The organism is Eleftheria terrae (assembly GCF_030419005.1).
In the GTDB taxonomy this organism is placed as follows: domain Bacteria; phylum Pseudomonadota; class Gammaproteobacteria; order Burkholderiales; family Burkholderiaceae_C; genus Caldimonas; species Caldimonas terrae.
The window spans coordinates 5,321,825-5,342,765 of the sequence record NZ_CP106951.1 but is presented as its reverse complement, the minus strand read 5'-3'; the positions used below and the strand labels follow the sequence as shown (position 1 = coordinate 5,342,765).

At 67.9% G+C, this 20,941-nt stretch carries 18 protein-coding genes and 1 tRNA gene; 4 read left to right on the top strand and 15 right to left on the bottom strand.

Annotated features, from left to right (window positions below; translation table 11 throughout):
• The first annotated feature begins 748 nt into the window (after positions 1–748).
• Positions 749–1,018, top strand: a complete 270-nt coding sequence (locus tag N7L95_RS23985) for a hypothetical protein (RefSeq protein WP_301257752.1) — start codon at positions 749–751, stop codon at positions 1,016–1,018.
• 198 nt (positions 1,019–1,216) lie between these two features.
• Here the strand turns inward: N7L95_RS23985 and N7L95_RS23980 are convergent, their stop codons facing one another.
• A complete protein-coding gene (locus N7L95_RS23980) occupies positions 1,217–1,714 on the bottom strand; it encodes a hypothetical protein (protein ID WP_301257751.1) in 498 nt (165 codons plus the stop codon).
• A 322-nt stretch (positions 1,715–2,036) separates the two neighbouring features.
• On the opposite strand from N7L95_RS23980, the gene N7L95_RS23975 reads away from it, so the two are divergent.
• Entirely contained in the window at positions 2,037–2,204 is a 168-nt protein-coding gene (locus tag N7L95_RS23975; RefSeq protein WP_301257750.1) for a hypothetical protein, read from the top strand.
• Between the two features lie 443 nt (positions 2,205–2,647).
• On the opposite strand, the gene N7L95_RS23970 is transcribed toward N7L95_RS23975, so the two are convergent.
• Entirely contained in the window at positions 2,648–3,181 is a 534-nt protein-coding gene (locus N7L95_RS23970) for an ankyrin repeat domain-containing protein (RefSeq protein WP_301257749.1), read from the bottom strand.
• A 54-nt stretch (positions 3,182–3,235) separates the two neighbouring features.
• Positions 3,236–4,840, bottom strand: a complete 1,605-nt coding sequence (locus N7L95_RS23965; RefSeq protein ID WP_301257748.1) for a catalase — start codon at positions 4,838–4,840, stop codon at positions 3,236–3,238.
• Between the two features lie 215 nt (positions 4,841–5,055).
• Between N7L95_RS23965 and N7L95_RS23960 the strand changes: the two genes are divergently transcribed.
• Entirely contained in the window at positions 5,056–5,259 is a 204-nt protein-coding gene (locus N7L95_RS23960; protein WP_301257747.1) for a hypothetical protein, read from the top strand.
• Here the strand turns inward: N7L95_RS23960 and N7L95_RS23955 are convergent.
• The 11 genes from N7L95_RS23955 to alaC all read right to left on the bottom strand — a co-directional run bounded on the left by N7L95_RS23955 (position 5,238) and on the right by alaC (position 18,179).
• Positions 5,238–5,326, bottom strand: a tRNA-Leu gene (locus N7L95_RS23955). The genes N7L95_RS23960 and N7L95_RS23955 overlap by 22 nt on opposite strands.
• Before the next feature lie 40 nt (positions 5,327–5,366).
• On the bottom strand, positions 5,367–6,791 hold the full coding sequence (locus N7L95_RS23950; RefSeq protein ID WP_301257746.1) for a flavin monoamine oxidase family protein: 1,425 nt from the start codon (positions 6,789–6,791) through the stop codon (positions 5,367–5,369).
• 100 nt (positions 6,792–6,891) lie between these two features.
• Entirely contained in the window at positions 6,892–7,335 is a 444-nt protein-coding gene (gene cynS, locus N7L95_RS23945) for a cyanase (protein ID WP_301257745.1), read from the bottom strand.
• A 107-nt stretch (positions 7,336–7,442) separates the two neighbouring features.
• Positions 7,443–8,351, bottom strand: coding sequence for an ABC transporter ATP-binding protein (locus tag N7L95_RS23940; RefSeq protein WP_301257744.1), 909 nt, complete (start codon positions 8,349–8,351; stop codon positions 7,443–7,445).
• Positions 8,341–9,207, bottom strand: a complete 867-nt coding sequence (gene ntrB / locus N7L95_RS23935; RefSeq protein ID WP_301257743.1) for a nitrate ABC transporter permease — start codon at positions 9,205–9,207, stop codon at positions 8,341–8,343. The genes N7L95_RS23940 and ntrB overlap by 11 nt, the downstream gene beginning before the upstream one ends.
• 43 nt (positions 9,208–9,250) lie before the next feature.
• Entirely contained in the window at positions 9,251–10,633 is a 1,383-nt protein-coding gene (locus N7L95_RS23930; protein WP_301257742.1) for a CmpA/NrtA family ABC transporter substrate-binding protein, read from the bottom strand.
• A gap of 16 nt (positions 10,634–10,649) precedes the next feature.
• Complete coding sequence (locus N7L95_RS23925; RefSeq protein WP_301260222.1) at positions 10,650–11,975, bottom strand: CmpA/NrtA family ABC transporter substrate-binding protein; 1,326 nt, start codon at positions 11,973–11,975, stop codon at positions 10,650–10,652.
• Between the two features lie 921 nt (positions 11,976–12,896).
• Positions 12,897–14,708, bottom strand: coding sequence for a methyl-accepting chemotaxis protein (locus N7L95_RS23920; protein WP_301257741.1), 1,812 nt, complete (start codon positions 14,706–14,708; stop codon positions 12,897–12,899).
• A gap of 140 nt (positions 14,709–14,848) precedes the next feature.
• Complete coding sequence (locus N7L95_RS23915) at positions 14,849–15,385, bottom strand: hypothetical protein (RefSeq protein WP_301257740.1); 537 nt, start codon at positions 15,383–15,385, stop codon at positions 14,849–14,851.
• Positions 15,386–15,640: 255 nt separating this feature from the next.
• A complete protein-coding gene (locus tag N7L95_RS23910) occupies positions 15,641–16,687 on the bottom strand; it encodes a hypothetical protein (RefSeq protein ID WP_301257739.1) in 1,047 nt (348 codons plus the stop codon).
• A gap of 274 nt (positions 16,688–16,961) precedes the next feature.
• Positions 16,962–18,179, bottom strand: a complete 1,218-nt coding sequence (gene alaC / locus N7L95_RS23905; RefSeq protein ID WP_301257738.1) for an alanine transaminase — start codon at positions 18,177–18,179, stop codon at positions 16,962–16,964.
• Between the two features lie 277 nt (positions 18,180–18,456).
• Between alaC and N7L95_RS23900 the strand changes: the two genes are divergently transcribed.
• Complete coding sequence (locus N7L95_RS23900) at positions 18,457–19,356, top strand: recombination-associated protein RdgC (RefSeq protein ID WP_301257737.1); 900 nt, start codon at positions 18,457–18,459, stop codon at positions 19,354–19,356.
• 203 nt (positions 19,357–19,559) lie between these two features.
• Here the strand turns inward: N7L95_RS23900 and N7L95_RS23895 are convergent, their stop codons facing one another.
• Positions 19,560–20,921: a hypothetical protein gene (locus N7L95_RS23895; RefSeq protein WP_301257736.1), complete on the bottom strand. Its 1,362-nt coding sequence runs from the start codon at positions 20,919–20,921 to the stop codon at positions 19,560–19,562.
• Between the last annotated feature and the right edge of the window lie 20 nt (positions 20,922–20,941).

Here is a 20,941-nt window from a genome sequence, read left to right as displayed (position 1 = left end):
TTCAAGTGCGAGAGAAAGGCAGCACGTGCCCCTGGGGGCGCGTGCGCGGGGAAGCAGAACGCCGGCGATGCGGGTCCCGCCCACTGCCGCGGCGTGCTCAGGCGGCTCGCAAGCGGCAGGTCCAGAACGCGCCATCAGATGGAAGGAGAAGATCGCTGCCTGCCCATGCGGCGGTCCTTCACCGGCGTGATGCACAGGTGCCGCGCCAAGGGGCCGGCCAGGCGCCCTGCGGCGCCCGGCCTTCAGCGCGGAACGGTGTTGCGCCGGCCAATGTGGCCGAACGCCGCCATCCGTCCTGTGCAGTTGCCGCATCGAGGCGAGGTGTTTGACTCGTTTTCCATCTGCTCGCGCATTCGACCGGCAGCATAGGACTGTGCCGAGAGGCCAACCATCACCCAAAGTGCCGAACAAGTTGACCGTACCGCATCAGATGCAAGCAGGCGAAAAAATCGGTGGGGCGAAACATGCGGGCAACGGTGGCCCCGAGCAGTGGAGGCGGAGGAAGCCGGTGCGCCGGCTCGTCAGGCCCAGCACTCACGCTCAAGGCCCGGCCGATGCCCTGCCGTGAAGTCGCCAGCGGAGGGCCACCCCTTACACGGGGGAGTGCCACGGCGAGCCGCCCGAACAGTGACGTATCACACGCTGTACCCACCGAACGGGATGGGACACTACAAGGTAACAAAACTTATCAACCTTCTGAACCAGAAGCGTCGCTTCTGGCGCATGAGGTCAATGCGAGGGAAACACGATGGTGATCAGTTGGCGAGGGCTGGGAATTCTGGGATTCATGATCCCGCTGGCGCTCTGGGGCTTGGCCGCGAGGATCTGGGGCGTCAATCACTTCCCGGCCATGCGGGTGGCCTTGTTGCTGGCGGCCGTGCTGGTCTGGGTGATCGGCAAGAAGCTGAACCGGGAAGCGCAGGACGAGGGCGAGCAAGCGCCTCACCAGGCGTTCGGCTTCCCGATGCAGTGGTCCGCCCTGCTCGCGCTGGGCGGGGTGGTTCTCACGTTTGCGTGAGGCGAGGGGCCGATACGTCGGCCAGCGCCCAGACGGGGATGTCGGCGCGGCTTCTTCCGAAAGCGGGGGAATCGCGGAGCGGCAGCTGCCACCCGTGGCCGGAGCACCCGGCCCGAGTGCCGGCCGCGCCGGCGCTCGATCGGGTACCGGACGCTGGCCCCAGGAGGCCGCTGCGGCTCGCACAGCGGCGTGGGGTCGTCAGAACGCGGCGATCAGCGACGCGTTCTTCAGCACTTCGGGTGCAACGGCGTCGGTCGAAATGATGGTGATCGCGCCAGGGGCTGCCGCAGCCTTGGCAGATTGCGGCTCCAGCGTCGCACGTACCGATTCGGGCAGCGAGTACATCGCGCCGGTGGCCGGATCCACGGCCAGCATGCCGATGAGGCCGCCCAGCAACAGGTTGCCGAAGTACCAGCCGTTGACCGAGCCGGTGATGGTCAATTCCTTTGCGGCGTAGCCTTCTTTCTGGATGCGGATCACATAGGTTTCGGACTTGAAATAACCGGCGCCTCTGGCCAGCGTCAAGGTCGCCGGCGTGGTGCCGGTGTGCACTTGCATGCCGGCCCGGTTCGTCACGGTGAAAGTCGCCCCTTCAGGTTCACTGAAAACGCCGACTGGCTGGCTGGTGCCGGAAAAAATGCTCGCACACCCACTCAGGGCAATGGCAGCGAAAACAGCGGTCATGGCGTGCTTCATCACGCTCCTCCTCAAAAGGAGGCGATATTAATGATTGAAACACTTAGATACAACATCAAGAAGGGCGCATGTTGGATTTGCATCAACGTGGTTTCATAAGAAGGCAGGGCGTGAATTCGTTCCTCGGCGCAGCTCGGCCGACGCCATAGGGGAGAGAACGCTTGTCGCGGGAAGTGCAGGCGTTGTCGGTTGCCCCAGCCGTCGCTGCCTTACCAGACGTCAAGCATCAAAGCCTCGGACGCAGCACACCTCTCTACCGGAACCACCCAGCACATCGGCACTGCGAGGCCACGGTCATGAGACGGCGCGAGGGGTTGAGCGCATGACGCGCATTCCCAAAGATGGCACCGTTCGCCAGATCGTCCACGACAGCTCGATGGGGAAGCAGGCCCGTACAAAAACAAGCCCGGCACTGATTTCGGCTTCTGACGATTCATTTCGTACTGAAATTCCGATATCCCGGTTGAATGAACCTCGCGTGACGGCTTGACATCCGTTTTTCCATTCACCATTCAGCGGCCTTCCGACCTGGGCGACACAGCCGCTGCCGAGGGAACGCCGAATTGCGATTCCGTTGCACCACGGTCACCGTGATATTCAGGGATTCGAGGAGGCTGCCGCACGGCGGAATCTGATGTTGGGCCCTCGCCGCGGGCGGGTGCCCGTCCAACCGGCAGCTGGCCGTGCACCGGCCTGCCCTGACAAAGCGAGGCGGACGCGCGAGACCTTTGCCCACTTTTGCGGCCTGGCGCTGCGGCGCTATCTGGCTACGGTGAAGTGCCACAACCTCAGCTCTGCACAAATGCTGCATTGGACGGCACGCCCGCGCCGCGCCGCCGCCTTTGCGGCGATGCCCAGCGCTGGCGCCATCTCCTTAGCAGCCGCGCATCGCCCCCCACGCCAGCCACCGCCCGCTGGGCAGGGCCGATGTGGCTACAGCGCCTCCAAGCGGCTTGCCGCTTCGCTGGCCCCCATCCGCAAGGCCATGTCGCGTGCCGTCAGGCCCTGGCCGTCGCGGGCCGCGGGATCGGCGCCACGGGCCAGCAGCAGCTCCATCACGTCGAGGCGGTTGAACATGGCGGCAAACATCAAGGGAGTTCTGCCGTCCATCGATGCGCCAGCCGGGTTGGCGCCACCATCGAGCAGCAGTTGCACGATCGGCGTGTCCCCCTTGTACGCTGCGCCGTCCAGCGGACTCTGCCCCTGGTCATTGCGCAGCTCCGGATCGGCGCCATGTTGCAACAGCAGGCGCGCCGCCGCGGCATGGCCGTGGTAGCTGGCCAGCATCAACAGGCTGTCACCCTTGTGATTGCGCAGGTTGGGCGGCAGGCCCTGCGCCAGCAGCGGCGCCAGCTCCGCCACGTCGCCGCGGCGAGCAAAGTCCAGCACTCGGTGGGCAAAGGCCAGGGTGTCGGCGTCGAGTTCGGGACGCGCCGGGGTCCCCTCGCCGTCAGCGCCGCCGTTCATGACCAAGCCCTTCCAAGCCGCGCGGGAGTGCACCCGGCCTCGTGTTCGCCGGCATCACTTGGCAGTCGCGGGGTCACGCCTTGAGGCGGCCTCCTCGGCCGCCCCACCTTGGTACTGCGTCGTGGCCCGGTCGGTATGCGGCGCCGGCTTGCCGGGCAAGGGCGGCAGTGCCTTCGCCGCTTCCAGGTCGACGCCGGCGATGTCGGCGACGCGGCGCCCATAGTCCTCGTCACAATGCCAGAGATGCCAGACCATGCGCAGCTGGATGGGCTCGGGGCACTGCTTGAGGTCGCCGCCGATATTGGCCACCAGCTCGTCGCGCTCCCAGTCATCGAAGGTGCGATAGCGCTCGCCGGCCTGCCGGTAGTCGTCGGCGGTGCGAGAGATCTGGTAGCGGCCCAGGTGCCCTTCCACCCATTGGTGGTACTCCTTCTCGGGACGCGGCGCCTCGCGCAGGCCGCCCATGGTGCTCGGCTCGTAGTTCACATGCTTGTTGAAGCCGGCCGGGTCCACCTGATAGCTCATCTGTCCGTCGCGCTGGTTGGTGTGGGCCCGGGCCTGCGCCTGCGGCGCATTGATCGGCAGCTGCAGGTAGTTGGGGCCGACCCGGTAGCGCTGCGTGTCGGAGTAGGACAAGGTGCGGCCCTGCAGCATCTTGTCATCGGAGAAGTCGATGCCATCCACCAGCACACCGGTGCCGAAGGCGGCCTGCTCGGTCTCCGCGAACACGTTGTCGGGGTTGCGATCGAGCACCATGCGCCCGACCGGCAGCAGCGGAAACCGGTCCTCGGGCCAGCGCTTGGTGTCATCGAGCGGGTCGAAGTCGAGTTCGGGGTGATCGCCATCGGACATGATCTGCACGCAGAACTCCCACTCGGGGAAGTCGCCACGCTCGATCGCCTCGTAGAGGTCCTTGGTCGCATGGCCCACGTCCTGCGCCTGGATCTCGGCAGCCTGCGCGCTTGTCAAATTGCGCACCCCTTGCTTCGGCTGCCAATGGAACTTGACGAGGTGGGCCACGCCCTGGTCGTTCACCAGCTTGTAGGTATTGACGCCGGCGCCTTCCATCTCGCGGTAGTTCGCCGGGATGCCCCAGGGGCTCTTGACCCAGGTCACCATGTGCAACGCCTCGGGCGACTGGGACACGAAGTCATAGAAGCGCCACGCTTCCTGCCGATTGGTCACCGGGTCCGGCTTGAAGGCATGGATCATGTCCGGGAACTTGATCGCATCGCGGATGAAGAAGATCTTCAGGTTGTTGCCGACCAGGTCCCAGTTGCCCTCGACGGTCTTGAGCTTGACGGCGAAGCCGCGTGGATCGCGAGCCGTCTCGGGCGAGTCCTTGCCGCCGATCACGGTGGAGAAGCGCACGAAGACAGGCGTGCGCACGCCTGTCTGGGTCAGCACCTTGGCGCGCGTGTACTTGGAGGCCGGCTCGTCACCGATCTTCCCGTAGGCCTCGAACCAGCCATGCGCACCGGTGCCACGGGCGTGCACCACCCGCTCGGGGATGCGCTCCCGGTCGAAGTGCGTAATCTTTTCAATGAACTGGTAGTTCTCCAGAGTGGCGGGACCGCGCTCGCCCACCGAGCGCAGCGACTGGTTGTCGCGCACGGGGTGGCCTTGCCGCGTGGTCAGGACGGGGCGTGGATCGTCCATGGACTTCCTTTCATACGGACCAGAAATGCGGGGGCCGCACGCCGACACTGGCGCCCGGCCGTCCTCCGGGAGTCAAGCAGATTTCAGGCCTTCTCGGCATGCGGGTCGCTGGGTGCCGCAGCGGACGACGTCTGCCGGTACTTCACATGACAGGGAATCAGGGGACTGCATCCGATGCCCCATCGAGGACGGGCGCATGGCATACGGAGCGAGGGATGAAGAAGGTCAGCGCAGCTCGGTTGGCATCGGCGCAGATCCAGTTCGGCTTCTACAGCACGGACCTGCTGGCCGCAGGCCAGGCCCAAGTGGGTTGCTGGTCCAGGCGCGCCGCAAGCCAGCGCACATGGCAGCACGGCTGCCTGAAGAAGGGGCTGCCTTGCCCCGTACGGGCGAACCTTGGTGCCCGAGACCGGACTTGAACCGGTACGCTCGGTGAGGAGCGGCGGATTTTAAGTCCGCTGTGTCTACCGATTCCACCACTCGGGCACGAGGACGCAAGCATACAGGAAGGCAGCAGCGCCGCCCCCTACCCGCCCGCGCTCGCGCGTGCCACCGGTGAGCGCAAGGCCGCCAGCACTTCAGCCGCCGCGCGGTCACCGGACTGGATCGCACCTTCCACATACCCGGCACACACCGTCGCCGTTTCCGCACCGGCCCAGTGCAGGCGCCCGACCGGCTCCCGCAACGCCGGCCCATAGACGCTCAGGACGCCCGGCCCGGCCACCCCGCCATAGCAGCCGCAACTCCACGCCTCCTGGGTCCAGTCGTTGTCCACATAGTCGATCGGCTGTGCCGCCTGCAGGCCGAAACGCAGCACCAGCTCACGCACCACCTCGGCCCGCCGTTCGATCGGGCCGCGAGCACTCCAGGCCGCCGCATGGCCCGCGCCGAAGAAGCCGGCCAGCAGGCCCACCGGCGCCCCGGGAGGCGTCACGTCGAGATAGGGAGAAAAGGCGGCGCCGTCGCTCGACACCAGCCCGTTGTAGCCCTGCTCGCGCCAGAAGGGCGCCGGGTAGGCTATCCAGACCTTGATCACCGAGCCCATCGGCATCCGCTGGTGCAGTCCATCTCTCAGGTGAGGCAGCATCGGCGTGAAAGGGATGCGGCCGCACAGCGCCGGCGACATCGCCACGATGACGCGCTCGGCGGTGTAGTGACCGGTGGGCGTGCTCACCCGCACCGGGGATGCCCCATGGTCGATGCCGGTGACCGGTGACTCGAGCACCACCCGGTCGCCCAGCGCCCGCGCCATGCCGACCGCGATCTGGTGAAGGCCGCCAGCGAACATGTCCTGCTGGGCACCGCCCTCGGCCGTCACCGAGGCCATGAGTCCGCCGCCGGACGCAAGATAGAAGGCAAAGAACAGCATCGACAACTGGGCCGGCTCGGCGCACATCACTGCACGGCAGATGGCCTGGCAGAAGCGCAGGCAGCCCTGCGTGTGGCAATGCTGGCGCAGCCAGCCGTCCACGGTCAGGCGGTCGAGGGACTCGGCCTGCGCATCGCTCCACGGTGCCTGCGGCGAGATGGACTCCACCAGCCGGTCGAGCTTCATCACCAGCCGCGCGAAATCGAGCTTCTCGAGCATGCCCATCGCGTCGGCGTAGTCCTCGCCTTCCGCGGAACCCACGCGCTCCCCCAGCTCGATGATGTTACGGCCAGCCAGGTGGGTGGGGTAGAGGGTGAGCCCGAACCGCTCGCCAAGCGCCCGCAGCCGCGGCTGGCCGGGGCCCGTCCACATGCCGCCCAGGTCGACCACCTGGCCGGCCACGCGGCCGGGCTTGGTGCGCCCGCCCACACGGTCGCGGGCCTCCAGCACCAGCACGCGCACGCCCTGCTCCACCAGCCGCTCCGCCGCGGTCAGCCCGGCAAAGCCGGCGCCGACGACAATCACCTCGTGATGGCCCGCGCGGGCCGGCGGACCCGCATCGATGCTCACGCTCTTGCTCATCGGCCACTCCCGTCAGGGCGCCACAGGGGCAGCAAGGCCGGGCGCCCGCGCGCCTGCTGCTGGAGGAAGCGATCCTCGGTCGGCCTTCGAGCCGGCCTTCTCAGTAGGTCTTGTAAGGCAGGAACTTGCCCGACATCGTGATGCTGACACGATCGCCAGCCGGGTTCGGCTCCCGTTGCAAGTCCATGCGGAAATCGATCGCGCTCATGATGCCGTCGCCGAACTCGTCATGGATCAATTCCTTGAAGGTGGTGCCGTACACGTTGACCAACTCGTAGAAGCGATAGATCAGCGGATCGGTCGGCACGCTGGTCGGCAACGAGCCCTTGTAGGGCACCACCGTCAGCCATTGCGCCTCGGCCTCGCTCAGGTCGAAGATCTCGGCCACGACACGCGCCTGCTCGGCGTTCAGCGTCATCTGGCCAAGCAGCGCGGCAGTCGTCCATTCCTTGCTCTGGCCCACACGCGCCGCCACGTCGGCCCACTTCAAGCCCTTGGCCACCTTGGTGGCGATGATTTTTTCGGTGACGTCGAGTCGGTTCATCGGGACAGCTCCTTGGGTTGTGAATGAGAGAGTGAGAGTGAGAGAGAGTGCGTGCGCGGGAAAGCGGAAGGCCGCCGCAAATGTGGAGCTGCTGGCGGCATCCGCGTTCAGGCCGACATGGCCACCGGTGCCGCCGCGAGTTCGGCCCCCGCCTGCGCGAGCCCCGGACGCAGCTGCGGCGGCCGCTCGGGCGCGCGGCCATGCGAAAACTCGGCCGAGCGCTCCAGCAGGAAGTCGACGAGGTGGTTGCGGATGCGGTAGTACTGCGGGTCGTGGTGCAGGCTGGCGCGGTTGCGGTCGCGCGGCATGGTGTTGCACACCGCCTCGGCGATACCCGCCTGGGGGCCGTTGCCCATCAAGAGAATGGTGTCGGCCAGCAGGATGGCTTCGTCCACATCGTGGGTGATCATGAACACCGTCTGCCGCGTCTCGGCGCAGATGCGCAACAGTTCGTCCTGGATGGTGCCGCGTGTCAGTGCATCGAGGGCGCCGAAGGGCTCGTCCAGCAGCAGCATCTTCGGTTCGATCGCAAACGCCCGCGCAATGCCGACCCGCTGCTTCATGCCGCCCGACAAGGCTGCGGGCTTCTTGTCGATGGCAGCCTGCAGGCCCACCAGTTCGAGGTAGCGCCTCACCTGCGTGTCCACCTGGCTGGCCGACCATTCGGGCCAGCGGCTGCGCACCGCAAAGGCGATGTTGCCGCGCACGCTCAGCCACGGCATCAGCGCATGTTCCTGGAACACCACCCCGCGGTCCAGGCCGGGGCCGTGCACCGGGCGGCCATCGATCAGCATGCGGCCGGCGCTGGGCGCCTCAAGTCCGGCCAGGACCTTCAGAAGGCTGGACTTGCCGCAGCCCGAGTGGCCGACGATGCAGACGAACTCGCCGCGGCGGATGTCGAAGTTGACGCGCTCGAACACCGCCGGCCCCGGCCGGCCGTGTCGGTCGGCATACGATTTGGCCAGGCCCTGCACTTGCAGGAAAGGCGCCGCGCCGGCGCGAAGATCAGTCGGCATAGCTCACCTTACGCTGCAAGGCGGCGAACAGGCGGTCGAGCACCATCCCCACCACACCGATCAGCAGGATGGCCACCATCACGTTGGCCAGGGAGAGGTTGTTCCACTCGTTCCAGACGAAGTAGCCGATGCCGGTGCCGCCCACCAGCATCTCGGCCGCGACGATCACGAGCCAGGCGATGCCCATGCTGATGCGCATGCCGGTCAGGATGGTGGGCGCCGCCGCCGGCAGGATGACTTGCAACGCCAGCCGCCCGCGCGGCACCTCGAGCGTCCGGGCCACGTCCAGCCATTCCCGGCGCACGCTGGCGACGCCGAAGCTGGTGTTGATCAGCAGCGGCCACACCGAGCAGATGAAGATCACGAAAACGCCGGAGGCCGAGGAATCGCGGATGGTGTAGAGCGCCAGTGGCATCCAGGCCAGCGGGGAGATGGGCTTGAGCACCTGGATGTAGGGATCAAGCGCCCGCAAGGCCAGCGGGCTCATTCCCACCAGGAAGCCGAGTGGCACCGCCAGCAGCACGGCCGCGCCGAAGCCCAGCGCCACCCGCAGCAGCGAATGCCCCAGCTGGATGCCCAGGCCCTTGTCGTTCGGGCCATTGTCGCGCCAGGGGTCGGACAGGTGTTGCAAGGCTGAGCGCCCCAGCTCGGCCGGCGTCGGGAAGCCGCTGTTGCGCGCGGGGCCCTCGCTTGATTGCCCCAGCAACTCGGCATATTCGCGCTGCTCGGCCGTCATGGCTGCAGCGGCACCGGCCGCAGGCAGCGTGGCCCAGTGCCACAGCGCCAGCAAGGCCAGCAGCAAGAGCAGCGACAGGCCGGCTGCCCGCCAGGCCAGCGCGCGTCGCTGTGCCTTCATCGGCGGCCCTCCCGCCGGCGGCGCCCGGCCGAACGCCTGCGGCTCATGCCATCACCTTGTGGATGGGGAAGCTCTTCACGTATTCCTCGGGACGCTGTGGATCGAACACCTTGCCCATGATGCGAGCGCGCCGGTAGGCGCCCTCGGGCGGCCGCCAGCCAGCCATGCCCATCTGCTTCTTGGCATCGGTCAGCATGAAGACCTGCTCGGCGATGTGCGAGTAGTCGACCTCGCCCTTGATGTAGCCCCAGCGCTTCATCTGCGTCAGGATCCACACCGCCATGCTCTGCCACGGCACGGGGTCGAAGATGGCGCGGTCGGGCACGCGGCGGACGTTGCCCAGGCCGTCCGGGAACTCGCCGGTCAGCACCTGGGCCACCACTTCCTCGGGCTGGTTCAGGTAGGCGGCCGGGGCAATCAGCTTGGCCATGCGCATGCGGTCGGTCGACACGCTGGCGATGAAGGACGAGCCGATGATGGCGCGGAACAGCGCCGCGAAGCTGTTCGGATGCTGGCGGATGAACTCGCTGCTCATGCCGAAGGCGCAGCAGGGATGGCCATCCCAGATGTCTTTCGACAAGACATGGATGAAGCCGACCTCGTCATACACGGCGCGCTGGTTGTACGGGTCGGGGCCCAGGAAGCCGTCGATCTCGCCGGCCTTGAGCCGCGCCACCATCTCCGGCGGGGGCACGGTGATGATCTCGACATCGGTGTCCGGGTGCAGGCCGTAGTCAGCCAGGTAATAGCGCAACAGGAAGTTGTGCATGCTGAACGGGAACGGCACGCCGAACTTGAAGCCTTTCCAGCTCTTGGGCTCACGCCGCGACTTGTGCTTGACGTGCAGCGTGATCGCCTGGCCGTTGATGTTCTGGATGGTGGCAACGGAAGTGGCCACCTTGTCCGAGCCCAGGCCCAGCGTCATGGCCAGCGGCATGGGCGAGAGGAAGTGGGAGGCGTCGTGCTCCTTGGTGATGATCCGGTCGCGGATGGCCGCCCAGCCCGGCGTCTTGACCAGCTGCACGTTGATGCCCTGGTCGCGGTAGAAGCCCAGGGGCTCTGCCATCAACAGCGGTGTCGCACAGGTGATGCTGACGAAGCCGACCTTGAGGTCCTTCTTCTCGGGGCGGCCACGCTCCTGGGCCATGGCCTGCAAGGAACCGAGGGGCAGCACGCTGGCGATGGCGGCCATCGCGGTGCGCCGCCCCACCGCGCGCAGGAACTGCCGCCGCACTTCCTCCCGCGGGAACAGCGCCTTCACCAGCGCCGCTTCAACATAGCGGTTCACCGCCTGCTCGGGCGTGGTCGGTGCACAGTCGGCGCCGGCGTCCCCGGCCGCCGCGTGCTGGCGGCCGCAGGCGCAGCGCATCAACAGCGGACGGTCCGCATCGTAGGGGTCCAGGCCCGATAACTCTTGCTCGCTCATGATGTTTCCAGGTTGACTACACCGCTGCCTTGCGGATGGCGAAACTTTTCTCGTACTCCTGCGCGCGGGCCGGGTCGAAGCCGCGGCCCATGACGGTGATCGTTCGGCCACGCTCGCCGGGATCGGCCTGTTCCAGCAACTTCATCTGCCGCCGCGCATCGGTCAGCAGGAAGACCTTCTCGGCGATCTGCCGGTAATTGACCTCGCCCTTGAGGTAGCCCCAGCGCTTCATCTGCGTCAGGATCCACACCGCCATCGCCTGCCATGGCACCGGGTCGAAGTCGGTGCGGTCTGGGACATGCCGGACGTTGCCCAGACCGTCGGCGAAACGACCGGTCAGCACCTGCTTGATCACCACTTCCGGCTGGTTGAGGTAGGCGGCCGGTGCGATGGCCCGTGCAATCTCCTCCCGCTGCGCCGGGTCGCGTGCCATCTGGGCCGACTTGAGCACCGCGCGGTAGAGCGCGGCGAAGGTGTTGGGATGCTGCCGGATGAAGTCCTCGCTGAGGCCGAAGGCACAGCAGGGATGGCCGTCCCAGATGTCCTTGGACAGCAGGTGGATGAAGCCGGAACCGTCGTAGACGGCCCGCTGGTTGAACGGGTCGGGGCCCAGGAAGCCGTCGATGTTGCCCGCGCGCAGATTGGCCACCATCTCGGGCGGCGGCGTGACGCGGATCTGCAGGTCGCGGTCTGGATCCAGGCCATGCTCTGCCACGTAGTAGCGCAGCAGGAAGTTGTGCATCGAATATTCAAAGGGCACCGCGAACTTCATGCCCTTCCATTGCCGCGGGTCGCGCTTGTCCTTGTGCTTCACGTGCAGCGTGATGGCCTGCCCGTTGACGTTCTGGATGGTGGCCACGCTCACCGGCAGCCGGGCGGAACCCACGCCCATCGACATGGCGAGGGGCATCGGGGAAAGGAAATGCGAGGCGTCATGCTCGCCCGAGATGATCTTGTCGCGGATCAGCGCCCAACCGGCCGTCTTGTTGAGCTGCACCCTCAGGCCCTGCTGCTGATAGAAACCCATCGGGTGAGCCATGATCAGCGGCGTGGCGCAGGTGATGGCGATGAAGCCGATCTGCAGGTCTTTCTTCTCCAGCGGCGCCTTGTCCTGTGCCATCGCCTGCAGTGCCGATACCGGCAGCACGGAGGCAATGGCGGCGCGGGCCGCCTGGCTGCCTACCGCCGCCAGAAAACGGCGCCGCTGCCCTTCGTGCGGCAGCAGTGCCTTGACCAGGGCGGCCTCGATGAAGTCGGTGGGCTGGCCGGCGGCATCGGCCACCGGTGCGGACACCGGCTCACAACTCCCCTCGGCATGCGGCCTGCCGCAGCGGCAGTGCATCAGGAGCGGGCGGTCCAGATCGTAGGGATGGAAACGCTCGGGGTCGGGCAATGGGGGTGTTCGGGTCAAGGGGGCCTCCTCGCACTGCATGTCCAGGCTGGGCCGGCGCACCCGGGCACCGGCTGCCTGGTGCACAGGCGACTCGCTCCGGCGAGCCGCTGCTGCGCGTTCTGTCGGTCGGTCTTCTTGTGATCGATCGCCGGGAGTCCGAGGCGGCCTGCACTGGGGGCCGGTCAGCCACGGAATCGGCCTGGCGATCCATGCGAGTGGGGAGGTGCTGCTCCGGAGCCGCTCACCTGCCTGACACTCCCTGGGTCAGCACAGCCAGCCTGGCGATCCGGGGCCACGCAGGAACCCGAAGCTGGCGGAGCGTGGCACTGCTGCAATCACAGGCGAGATCATCAGACATCGTGCAGAAGGCCCGCGACTGTCAAACCTGCCAGACATGCGGCGGGGAAGCCGCCAAAGTGTGAAGTTTGTCGCACTCCGCGAGGGAGAGGCCGCCTGCGAGGCACCCGGGCGACTCCAGCAGACCAGCGCAGAGAAATGGAAAGAGAAGGGGAAAGAGGGGGCGGGAGAGGAATGGCCCGCCCTGCAGGCAGGCGGTCGGCGCCTGCCCGGCCACCACCCGCAGGACGATCATGCGAGGCAAGCGGCGTGTGCACGCCAGAAGGTACCGGCGCTGCCCGCGCCAGTGAATGCGGTGGCCCTGCATCGAGCCGTCCGCCTCATGCGACGGTCGATACCCGGCCGGAGCCCCCCAGAAACGGCGAAGCGCCGCACGATGGCGGCGCTTGGCAGGCTGGCTGCTTCAGCGGTTTGGCAGCAGCGGAAGGAGGATGCACCCGCCGGCCTCTGGCGCCCGGGCGAGGCCGGGCCGAGGCAGCGCAGCGGCCGACCGCGGCCAGCGGATGGATGCGGTCAGAAGGTCTCCCAGTCGTCCTCGCCCCCCGCAGCGGCTGGCGCGGCGGCGGCTTTGGGAATGGCCATCGGCTCGGCCACCGGGGGCCGCACCGGCGCTGGCGACGTGGCCGTGACGGCCGGCCGCTTGATGGCGGCGGGGGCCGGCGCAGAAGCAGCGCTGGACGGACGCAGCGCCGGCTTCGACGGGCGGCGGACGGCGGGCGGCACGGCGGCGGGCGAGGCCGAAGGCCGAACCGCCGGTGAGGCGAGCGGTGCAGCGCTGCTGCCATTGGCCAGCTTGAACAAGGCGACCGCGCCGACCAGTTGCTGGGCCTGGCGCTGCAGGCTTTCGGCGGCCGCCGCCGATTCCTCGACGAGCGCGGCGTTCTGCTGCGTGCCGGCGTCCATGGTCGTGACCGCCTGGCCGATCTGCGCCACACCGGCGCTCTGCTCCACGCTGGCGGAGCTGATTTCGCCCACGATATCGGTGACACGCCGAATCGAGGACACCACTTCGGTGATCGTCGCGCCGGCCTGGTCCACCTGGGCGGCGCCGGTCTCGACACGCTCGACGCTTGCGCCGATCAGCACCTTGATCTCGCGCGCTGCCTCGGCACTGCGCTGCGCCAGCGTGCGCACCTCGCCCGCCACCACGGCGAAGCCGCGGCCCTGCTCGCCGGCGCGCGCTGCTTCGACGGCGGCGTTGAGGGCGAGGATGTTGGTCTGGAAGGCAATGCCATCGATGGTGCCAATGATCTCGCCGATCTTGCGCGAGCTGTCGCTGATGCCCTTCATCGTCTCGACCACCTGGTTGACGGCTTCGCCGCCCCGCTCGGCCACCGAGGACGCTGCCATGGCCAGCTGATTGGCCTGCTGCGCGTTGTCGGCATTGGCCTTCACCGTGCTCGCCAGCTGTTCCATCGATGCGGCGGTCTGCTGCAGGGCGCTGGCCTGGGCCTCGGTGCGCGAGGACAGGTCGGCATTGCCCGCGGCGATCTGCTGCGAAGCGGAGGCGATCGACTCGGAGCCCACCCGCACGTCGCTGACGATGCGGGTCAAGCCCGACTGCATCTCGCCGACCGCGGCCGACAGCGCACGGATCTCGATCGTGCCCTCCACCGGCGTGTAGGCGGTCAGGTCACCATGCGCCGTACGCTGCAGCATCGCCAGGATGGCTTGCACCGGCCGCACGATGAGCCGCGTCACGCCCAGCTGGAACAGGGCCGCCAGCGCGACGGTGGCGGCGACCAGCATGGCGGCCATCACTTCGAAGACATTGGTGTTGCCCTGCGCCGAAGCCCAGGCATCCTGCGCGGTGTCGCTCGCATAGGCGACAAAGCCGTCGCGGGCGTGCAGGAATTCGTCCTGCAGCTTCTGCGTCGGCTGGTCCAGGAAGGACTGCACGTCGCCTTTCTGCAGGAACACCACCAGTTCGCCGAGCGCGGCCCGGAAAGCACCGACCTTCTGCTCGAAGGCCGCATCGAGGGCACGAGCCTTGTCATCGGCGCCGGGCAGGCCGCGGTAGCCGGCGATCGCCGCATCGGCGAGCACCAGCTGCTGCTGGGCGTGGGCCAGGATGTCGGGGCGCGGCTCGTTGCTGCGGATCAGCCGGGTGCCGTAGCGCGACAGGTTGATGCGCGCGTCCATCAGGCGCAGGGTGGTCTCGTTGACGAAGTTGGCTTTCTTCACTGCCACTTCGTTGAGCCGCTCGGTGTCGGCCATCGTGCCGCGCATCATCGAGAACGCCACAGCGCTGGTGCCAATCTGCACCGCGCACAGTATTGCGAGCATGGCAAGCAACAGCCTGCCGATGCTGGTCCTGGCCAACATGACGGAATCCCTCTGGAAGTCTTCGATGGCTTGATATCGCTCAGACGCGGCCAATCTTTAGGCGTTTTTGCAGGGACGGGCATGAACTTGTGCACACTCCGTAAGAATGTTCCTGTGTCCTGCAGCAGCGGCTGGCCAGGTCAGGGCGGCGGCGCGGTCCGCTGCAGGCCGCAGGCTTCGGAGGCCCGCGCACAGGCGGCCGCCAGCGGCTGCCTCAAGTCCAGATGCACCGGCCGGGCACCGCCGGGCAGCCAGACCTGCAAGACATCCGGCAGCGCCGAGACGACCATGTGATGGTGCAGTTCTCGCACCGCCCGCCGCGCCAGGCCGCGGCCCTCCTCGACGTCGATGGCGGCGTCCGGCACCCGTGCCCAGCCCACCTCGCGCCCGCCGGCCATCGCCACCACCCGCACGGTATCGCCTTCGTTCAGCCAGCGCTGGTGCTGCGGCACCCGGCGCGGCTCAGCGCTCAGCAACTCCACCCGCCGGCCCTCGACGCGCAATGAGAACACCAGGCCATCGGCCAACTGGGCCAGTACCGCCTGGTTGTCCTCGAGCGGGTCGACCGGCGTCGGTGCCGATGTCGTCTCGATCAGCTGCGCGTGGGCGGCCGGCCAGCAGCACGCTGCCAGCAGCCAGGCAAGGCAGGCCCTTCGGCCCGGGGTCGGATGATTCATTCACAGGCTCCCTCTTCGTGCGTGGTGCCGCGGCCGGTGGATGGCCGTGGTGTCCCTTCGTGGCAGACAACCGGGCGATGGCCCCCTGCCTGCTCTGCCCCTGGTGGTGGGTGCGCCGAAAGCGGGTGAACCAGGAGGCGGTGACCGGACCGTTGCCCACCAGCATGCCGGGCGACATCCCGGTGCAGCGTCTGGCTCCAGCGTCTGCCACGGCACTGAACGTCGGGTTGGCTTCGGCTCCATTCGCAGCAGGCGCTAGTAGCACGTGCTGCTGGCACAGCGGGTCAGCCGCTGTTCCGTGCAGGCGCGGTGCGGCCCGGTGGCCGGGCCCTCGTGCGCTCTCGCTGGTGCCGAGCCGGGGACGGGCACCCTAGCCATGTCTCGATCGGTCTTCCAGCGCTGGCAGCCCTCACCCACCGGCCCTTGCATGTCCTCCGCTGCGGCGCTGCAGCTCGGGTGCTTGTCTGACGCGTGGCCGCCACCGGCTGTTTCGGGAGCGGCCTCGTCGCAGCCTTCCACCTCCTGCAGCGCAAACAAGAAATGGGCGCCCTGGTGCAGCAAGCGGCCGGCGCTGTGGTCATCCCCGGTCCAGACGCTGCCAGCGCCGCCGAGAGCCATGGCGGCGCAGTCGTCGAACCGGCCACGATGCAGGATGGCCTGGCCGTCCAGCACCGCTGCCACCTGGGCCGCCCCTGCCTGGAAGCGGCGGACACAGCCCTGCGCCTCAGCGCCTGGCGGGCTGGTCCAGAGATTGAAGCTGTCCAGCGGCAGGCGACGATCGTCGCGCTCCAGAGGCCCGGGTCCATGGAAGGCCCCGGCCAGCAGGCGTCGCAGGTCAGCCGCGAAATCTGCCGCGCCACCGGTGTAGGCGGGGTCCGGGAACAGGCCGAGGTCGATACGGCGAGCCGGATGAGCCGCCCGCTCCCATCGCACCGGAAGCGCCAGCGGCTGCTGCTGTGACGGCGGTGCGCCGCCGGCATGACTGACCTCGTTCGATGTCAGCGGCGTGCCGCCCACCGGCCACAACACCGCCCGGTAGCTGACCAGCCGCCCGGGCCCGAGCGTGTGCACGTAGCGGCAGGCGGCCTGCTCCGGACGCCCGGCATAACGGCAGCGATGCACCACCCGGTGGGCCGACCGCCGGCACGGCAGCAGGCTGGGCGAGCCGCCGAACTCGGAACAATCGGTGAGCTCGCCCACCACCACCTCGATGTCAATGGCAGCCACGCCCAGCGGCTCATGGTCCACCCGGGCGGTGATGGTGGAGCGGTGCGTCGCTCCAAGGTAGGGTGGGTCGTGCATGAGCTGCAGGCCGGCCTGGCAGGCCGACGCGGGCCATAGCAAGAGCAGCCAGAGCCAGCAGCAAGCCACGGCGGAGTGACAGCGGTACGAGGTCATGCGCTCTCCTGGTCCCCACGGGGACGGGGAAGACAACCGATCGGGATGGCCCCGAATCGCCAGACCGCCTGCGCCGAGGTGCCTGCAAAGATAGAACCGGCCGGCGCGATCGTCACCCGCTTTATGGATGCATCCACCCGCTCAGGGGGGAGGGTTTACGCCGCCCCTGGCGTAGCGATCAGGCTGCGCGCGCGGGCGACACGCCGTCGGCCTTGAACATGGCCTTGATGCCTCGGATCGCCTGGCGGATGCGCGCCTCGTTCTCGATCAAGGCAAAGCGCACATGATCGTCGCCGTGGTCGCCGAAGCCAATGCCCGGCGAGACGGACACCTTGGCCTTGGCCAGCATCTGCTTGGCGAACTCGAGCGACCCCAGGCCGCGATAGAACTCGGGAATGCGGGCCCAGACATACATCGAGGCCTTGGGGCAGTCGACCTTCCACCCGGCCTCGTGCAGGCCCTTGACGAGCACGTCACGGCGGCTGCGGTACTGGTTGGCAATGTCAGTGACGCATTGCTGGTCACCTTCGAGCGCCGCAATGGCCGCGACCTGCAGCGGCGTGAAACTGCCGTAGTCGTGGTAGCTCTTGATGCGCGCCAGCGCGGCGCACAAGTCGGCATTGCCCACCATGAAGCCGATGCGCCAGCCGGCCATGTTGTAGCTCTTGGACAGCGTGAAGAACTCCACCGCCACGTCCTTGGCGCCGGGTACCTGAAGGATGGACGGCGCCTTCCAGCCATCGAAGACGATGTCGGCATAGGCGAGGTCGTGCACCACCAGGATCTCGTGCTTGCGGGCGAGCGCCACGACACGTTCGAAGAAGTCCAGCTCGACGCACTGCGCGGTGGGATTGGACGGGAAGCCGAAGACCATCATCTTCGGCTTGGGATAGCTGCCGCGGATCGCCTTCTCCAGCTCGGCGAAGAAGTCGACCTCGGGCGTCAGGGGCACCGAGCGGATGTCGGCTCCTGCGATCACCGCGCCGTAGATGTGGATGGGGTAGCTCGGGTCAGGCACCAGCACGGTGTCGCCGCGGTCCAGCGTGGCGAGCATCAGATGGGCCAGCCCTTCCTTGGAGCCGATCGTGACGATGGCCTCGCTGTCGGGGTCGATGGCCACGCCGTAGCGGGCCTCGTACCAGTGCGAGATGGCACGGCGCAGCCGCGGGATGCCCTTCGACGAGGAGTAGCCGTGGGTGTCGGGGCGCTGCGCCGCCTCGGCCAGCTTGGCAACGATGTGCGGCGGCGTGGCGCCGTCGGGGTTGCCCATGCTCATGTCGATGATGTCTTCGCCGCGGCGCCGCGCGGCCATCCTCAGCTCGGCGGTGATGTTGAAGACGTAGGGAGGGAGGCGGTCGATGCGCGCGAAGCGGCGCTTGCCTGCGGAAGCGGACATGGAGTGGTCTTTCACGTGAGCGCCCGGAACCGTCCGAGCGACGTGAGCCCTGCAATGAGGCAGGGCCCGCCGGCATCGTAGCCGAGGGCAGCGCGCGGCGCTGCCCCCGAAGCGGCCGCTGCAGCGTGAAAACGACACGCTGGGCAGCCGGCCGGTCGGCCCGCGCAGCGGGCGTCGCCATGGCGAGCCGGCCGCAGCATGGACAATCGAGGGTTTTGCCCGCCCGCCCCCCATGCGGCCGAGGCGGCGCGACGCACCCCAACAAGGAAGACTGTTCGTGTTCAAGAACCTCACCGTGTACCGCATCGGGCCGGACTGGCCGGCCCCCCTGGAGCAGATCGAAGAGAGCCTGGACAAGGCCCGTTTTGTCCCCTGTGGCACCACCCAGCCCAAGTCCTTCGGCTGGGTGGAGCCGCGCGGCATTCCCCATGCACCGCTGGTGGAATCGGTGGGTGGACAGCTGCTGCTGAAGTTGATGATCGAGCAGAAGGTGTTGCCTGGCTCGGTGGTCAAGCGGCGCACCGAAGAACTGGCCGCCCAGATCGAACAGACCACCGGCCGCAAGCCCGGCAAGAAGCAGACCAAGGAGATCAAGGAACAGGCGGTGCTGGAACTGCTGCCAATGGCCTTCACCAAGCAGGCGTCGGTGCATGTTTGGATCGACCCGCACGAGCGCCTGCTGGTGATCGACTCCAGCAGCCAGGCGCGGGCCGAGGAAGTGGTGACGGCCCTGGTGAAGGGGCTGGACGGCTTTGCCGTGAGCCCGTTGCAAACCAAGGAGTCGGCTGCCGTCGCGATGTCGCAATGGCTGGTCGACGGCGAGCCGCCCGCCGGATTCTCGGTGGACCGCGAATGCGAGCTGAAGTCGGCCGACGAAATGAAGTCGGTGGTGCGCTATTCGCGCCACCCGCTGGACATCGAGGAGGTGCGCCAGCACATCGCCGGCGGCAAGGTGCCGACCAAGCTGGCCATGACCTGGAGCGACCGCGTCTCCTTCGTGCTCACCGACACGATGCAGGTGAAGAAGCTGAGCTTCCTGGACGTGGTCTTCGAGGGCCAGCCGTCGGACAGCAAGGACGACCACTTCGATGCCGACGCCGCGATCGCCACCGGCGAGCTCTGCAAGCTCATTCCCGACCTGGTGGACGCGCTGGGCGGCGAACTGACGCTGGCCTGAAGCCGCCGGCGGGCTCGGCGCCCTGCCCCGGCACTGCCACCCTCTCGGCTGCCCTGCGAGCGGCCGGCGGCGGCGCGCCACCGCTGGCACGGGCGGCCTATCCTCAGCGCCAAGGCGCGGCGTACCGCGCGCCATTGGCGGCGACGCCCTGCGCCAGCGCCGCCCCCTCCGCGGGCGCCCCGCAGCGCGCCGCGCGTCCCGCCTCAGAGCGTGCGCAGGAAGGCCACCAGGTCCTGCTTTTCCTCGGCCGTGAGCTGCACGCCGAGCACCAGGTTGAAGAACTCCACGCTGTCTTCCAGCGTCATCAGGCGGTCGTCGTGCAGGTAGGGCGGCGAGTCCTTCAGGCCGCGCAGCGGGAAGGTCTTGATCGGCCCATCGGTCGAGGCGCGGCGACCGTTGATCGTGGTCTCGTCGTAGAAGCGCTCGACCCGCAGGTCGTGCATCAGGTTGTCGGTGTAGTACGGCGGGGTGTGGCAGGTGGCGCAGGTGGCCTTGCCAAAGAACAGCTTCTGGCCCCGCACCTCCGCCTGCGTCGCCTTGGCTTCGTCGAGCTTGCCGTAGAGGTTGAGCTTGGGCGCAGGCGGAAAGTCGAGCAAGGCCTGGAACTCGGCCATGAAGTGGACCTGGCTGCCCCGCTCGAGCACATTGACCCCCTTGCGTTGCGCGGCCACCGGGTCGCCGTCGAAGTAGGCCGCACGCTGTTCGAACTCGGTGAAGTCTTCCACCGTCTTCAGCGCCCGCTGCGAGCCGAACAGGCGCTGGATGTTGAGGCCACGCAGGGTCGGTGTGTCGATGCGGCGGCGGTGCTCGTTGGGCCGGATGTCGCCGACCGTGTGGGTGGCCGCGTTGGTGTGGCCGTTGGCATGGCAATCGAGACAAGCCACGCCGGTGTGGGGACGCTCGCTGCGGCGGTCGTGCGTCAGGTTGAACTGCTGCTGCGGGAAGGGCGTCAGCAGCAGCCGCAGGCCTTCGAGCTGCTTGGGATTCAGGATGTCCTTGAACAGCGACTCGAAGTTGTCGAGCGTGACCAGCTGCCCCTGCGAGACATCGCCCAGGTCCTTGCGGGTGGTCAGGAAGATGGGCGCCGGAAACTCGGGCAAGAGGTGCTGCGGCAGGTCGAAGTCGAGGTCGAAGCGGGTCAGGTCGCGGCCCGTCTGGCGGCGCATTTCATCGATCTGCGGCCGCGGAAACACCATGCCGCCCGCCTCATGGTGGGGATGCGGCAGCGGCAGGAAGCCGGCCGGCCACAGCTTGCGGCGCTTGATGTCCTCGGGCGTCATCGCGGCGAGCTGATCCCAGGTGGTGCCGGCCGGCAAGCGCACCCGCACGCCCTGCTGCACCGGCTTGCCACGCGACATGGTGACGCCGGGTGCCGGGCGGTCGGCCAGGTCATAGCGCTGGGCCAGCAGGTCTTGCTGGCGCTTGGCGAACCGGGGCTTCTCCTGGATCAGGCGCTTCATCAGCGTCGGGAAATCCTCTTCCACCGCGGCGAGCGCGGCGGCCGACAGCACGCCGGCGGACAAGGCGAACCCAAGCAACCACGGGACCGACTTCAGGCGTTTCATGGTGTTGACTCCTCGTGAGG

Bases quoted from the DNA above. Each gene is read 5' to 3' on its own strand.
- N7L95_RS23985 (WP_301257752.1), top strand. From the start codon at position 749: ATGGTGATCAGTTGGCGAGGGCTGGGAATTCTGGGATTCATGATCCCG.
- N7L95_RS23980 (WP_301257751.1), bottom strand. From the start codon at position 1,714: ATGAAGCACGCCATGACCGCTGTTTTCGCTGCCATTGCCCTGAGTGGG.
- N7L95_RS23975 (WP_301257750.1), top strand. From the start codon at position 2,037: ATGACGCGCATTCCCAAAGATGGCACCGTTCGCCAGATCGTCCACGAC.
- N7L95_RS23970 (WP_301257749.1), bottom strand. From the start codon at position 3,181: ATGAACGGCGGCGCTGACGGCGAGGGGACCCCGGCGCGTCCCGAACTC.
- N7L95_RS23965 (WP_301257748.1), bottom strand. From the start codon at position 4,840: ATGGACGATCCACGCCCCGTCCTGACCACGCGGCAAGGCCACCCCGTG.
- N7L95_RS23960 (WP_301257747.1), top strand. From the start codon at position 5,056: ATGAAGAAGGTCAGCGCAGCTCGGTTGGCATCGGCGCAGATCCAGTTC.
- N7L95_RS23950 (WP_301257746.1), bottom strand. From the start codon at position 6,791: ATGAGCAAGAGCGTGAGCATCGATGCGGGTCCGCCGGCCCGCGCGGGC.
- cynS (WP_301257745.1), bottom strand. From the start codon at position 7,335: ATGAACCGACTCGACGTCACCGAAAAAATCATCGCCACCAAGGTGGCC.
- N7L95_RS23940 (WP_301257744.1), bottom strand. From the start codon at position 8,351: ATGCCGACTGATCTTCGCGCCGGCGCGGCGCCTTTCCTGCAAGTGCAG.
- ntrB (WP_301257743.1), bottom strand. From the start codon at position 9,207: ATGAAGGCACAGCGACGCGCGCTGGCCTGGCGGGCAGCCGGCCTGTCG.
- N7L95_RS23930 (WP_301257742.1), bottom strand. From the start codon at position 10,633: ATGAGCGAGCAAGAGTTATCGGGCCTGGACCCCTACGATGCGGACCGT.
- N7L95_RS23925 (WP_301260222.1), bottom strand. From the start codon at position 11,975: ATGCACTGCCGCTGCGGCAGGCCGCATGCCGAGGGGAGTTGTGAGCCG.
- N7L95_RS23920 (WP_301257741.1), bottom strand. From the start codon at position 14,708: ATGTTGGCCAGGACCAGCATCGGCAGGCTGTTGCTTGCCATGCTCGCA.
- N7L95_RS23915 (WP_301257740.1), bottom strand. From the start codon at position 15,385: ATGAATCATCCGACCCCGGGCCGAAGGGCCTGCCTTGCCTGGCTGCTG.
- N7L95_RS23910 (WP_301257739.1), bottom strand. From the start codon at position 16,687: ATGCACGACCCACCCTACCTTGGAGCGACGCACCGCTCCACCATCACC.
- alaC (WP_301257738.1), bottom strand. From the start codon at position 18,179: ATGTCCGCTTCCGCAGGCAAGCGCCGCTTCGCGCGCATCGACCGCCTC.
- N7L95_RS23895 (WP_301257736.1), bottom strand. From the start codon at position 20,921: ATGAAACGCCTGAAGTCGGTCCCGTGGTTGCTTGGGTTCGCCTTGTCC.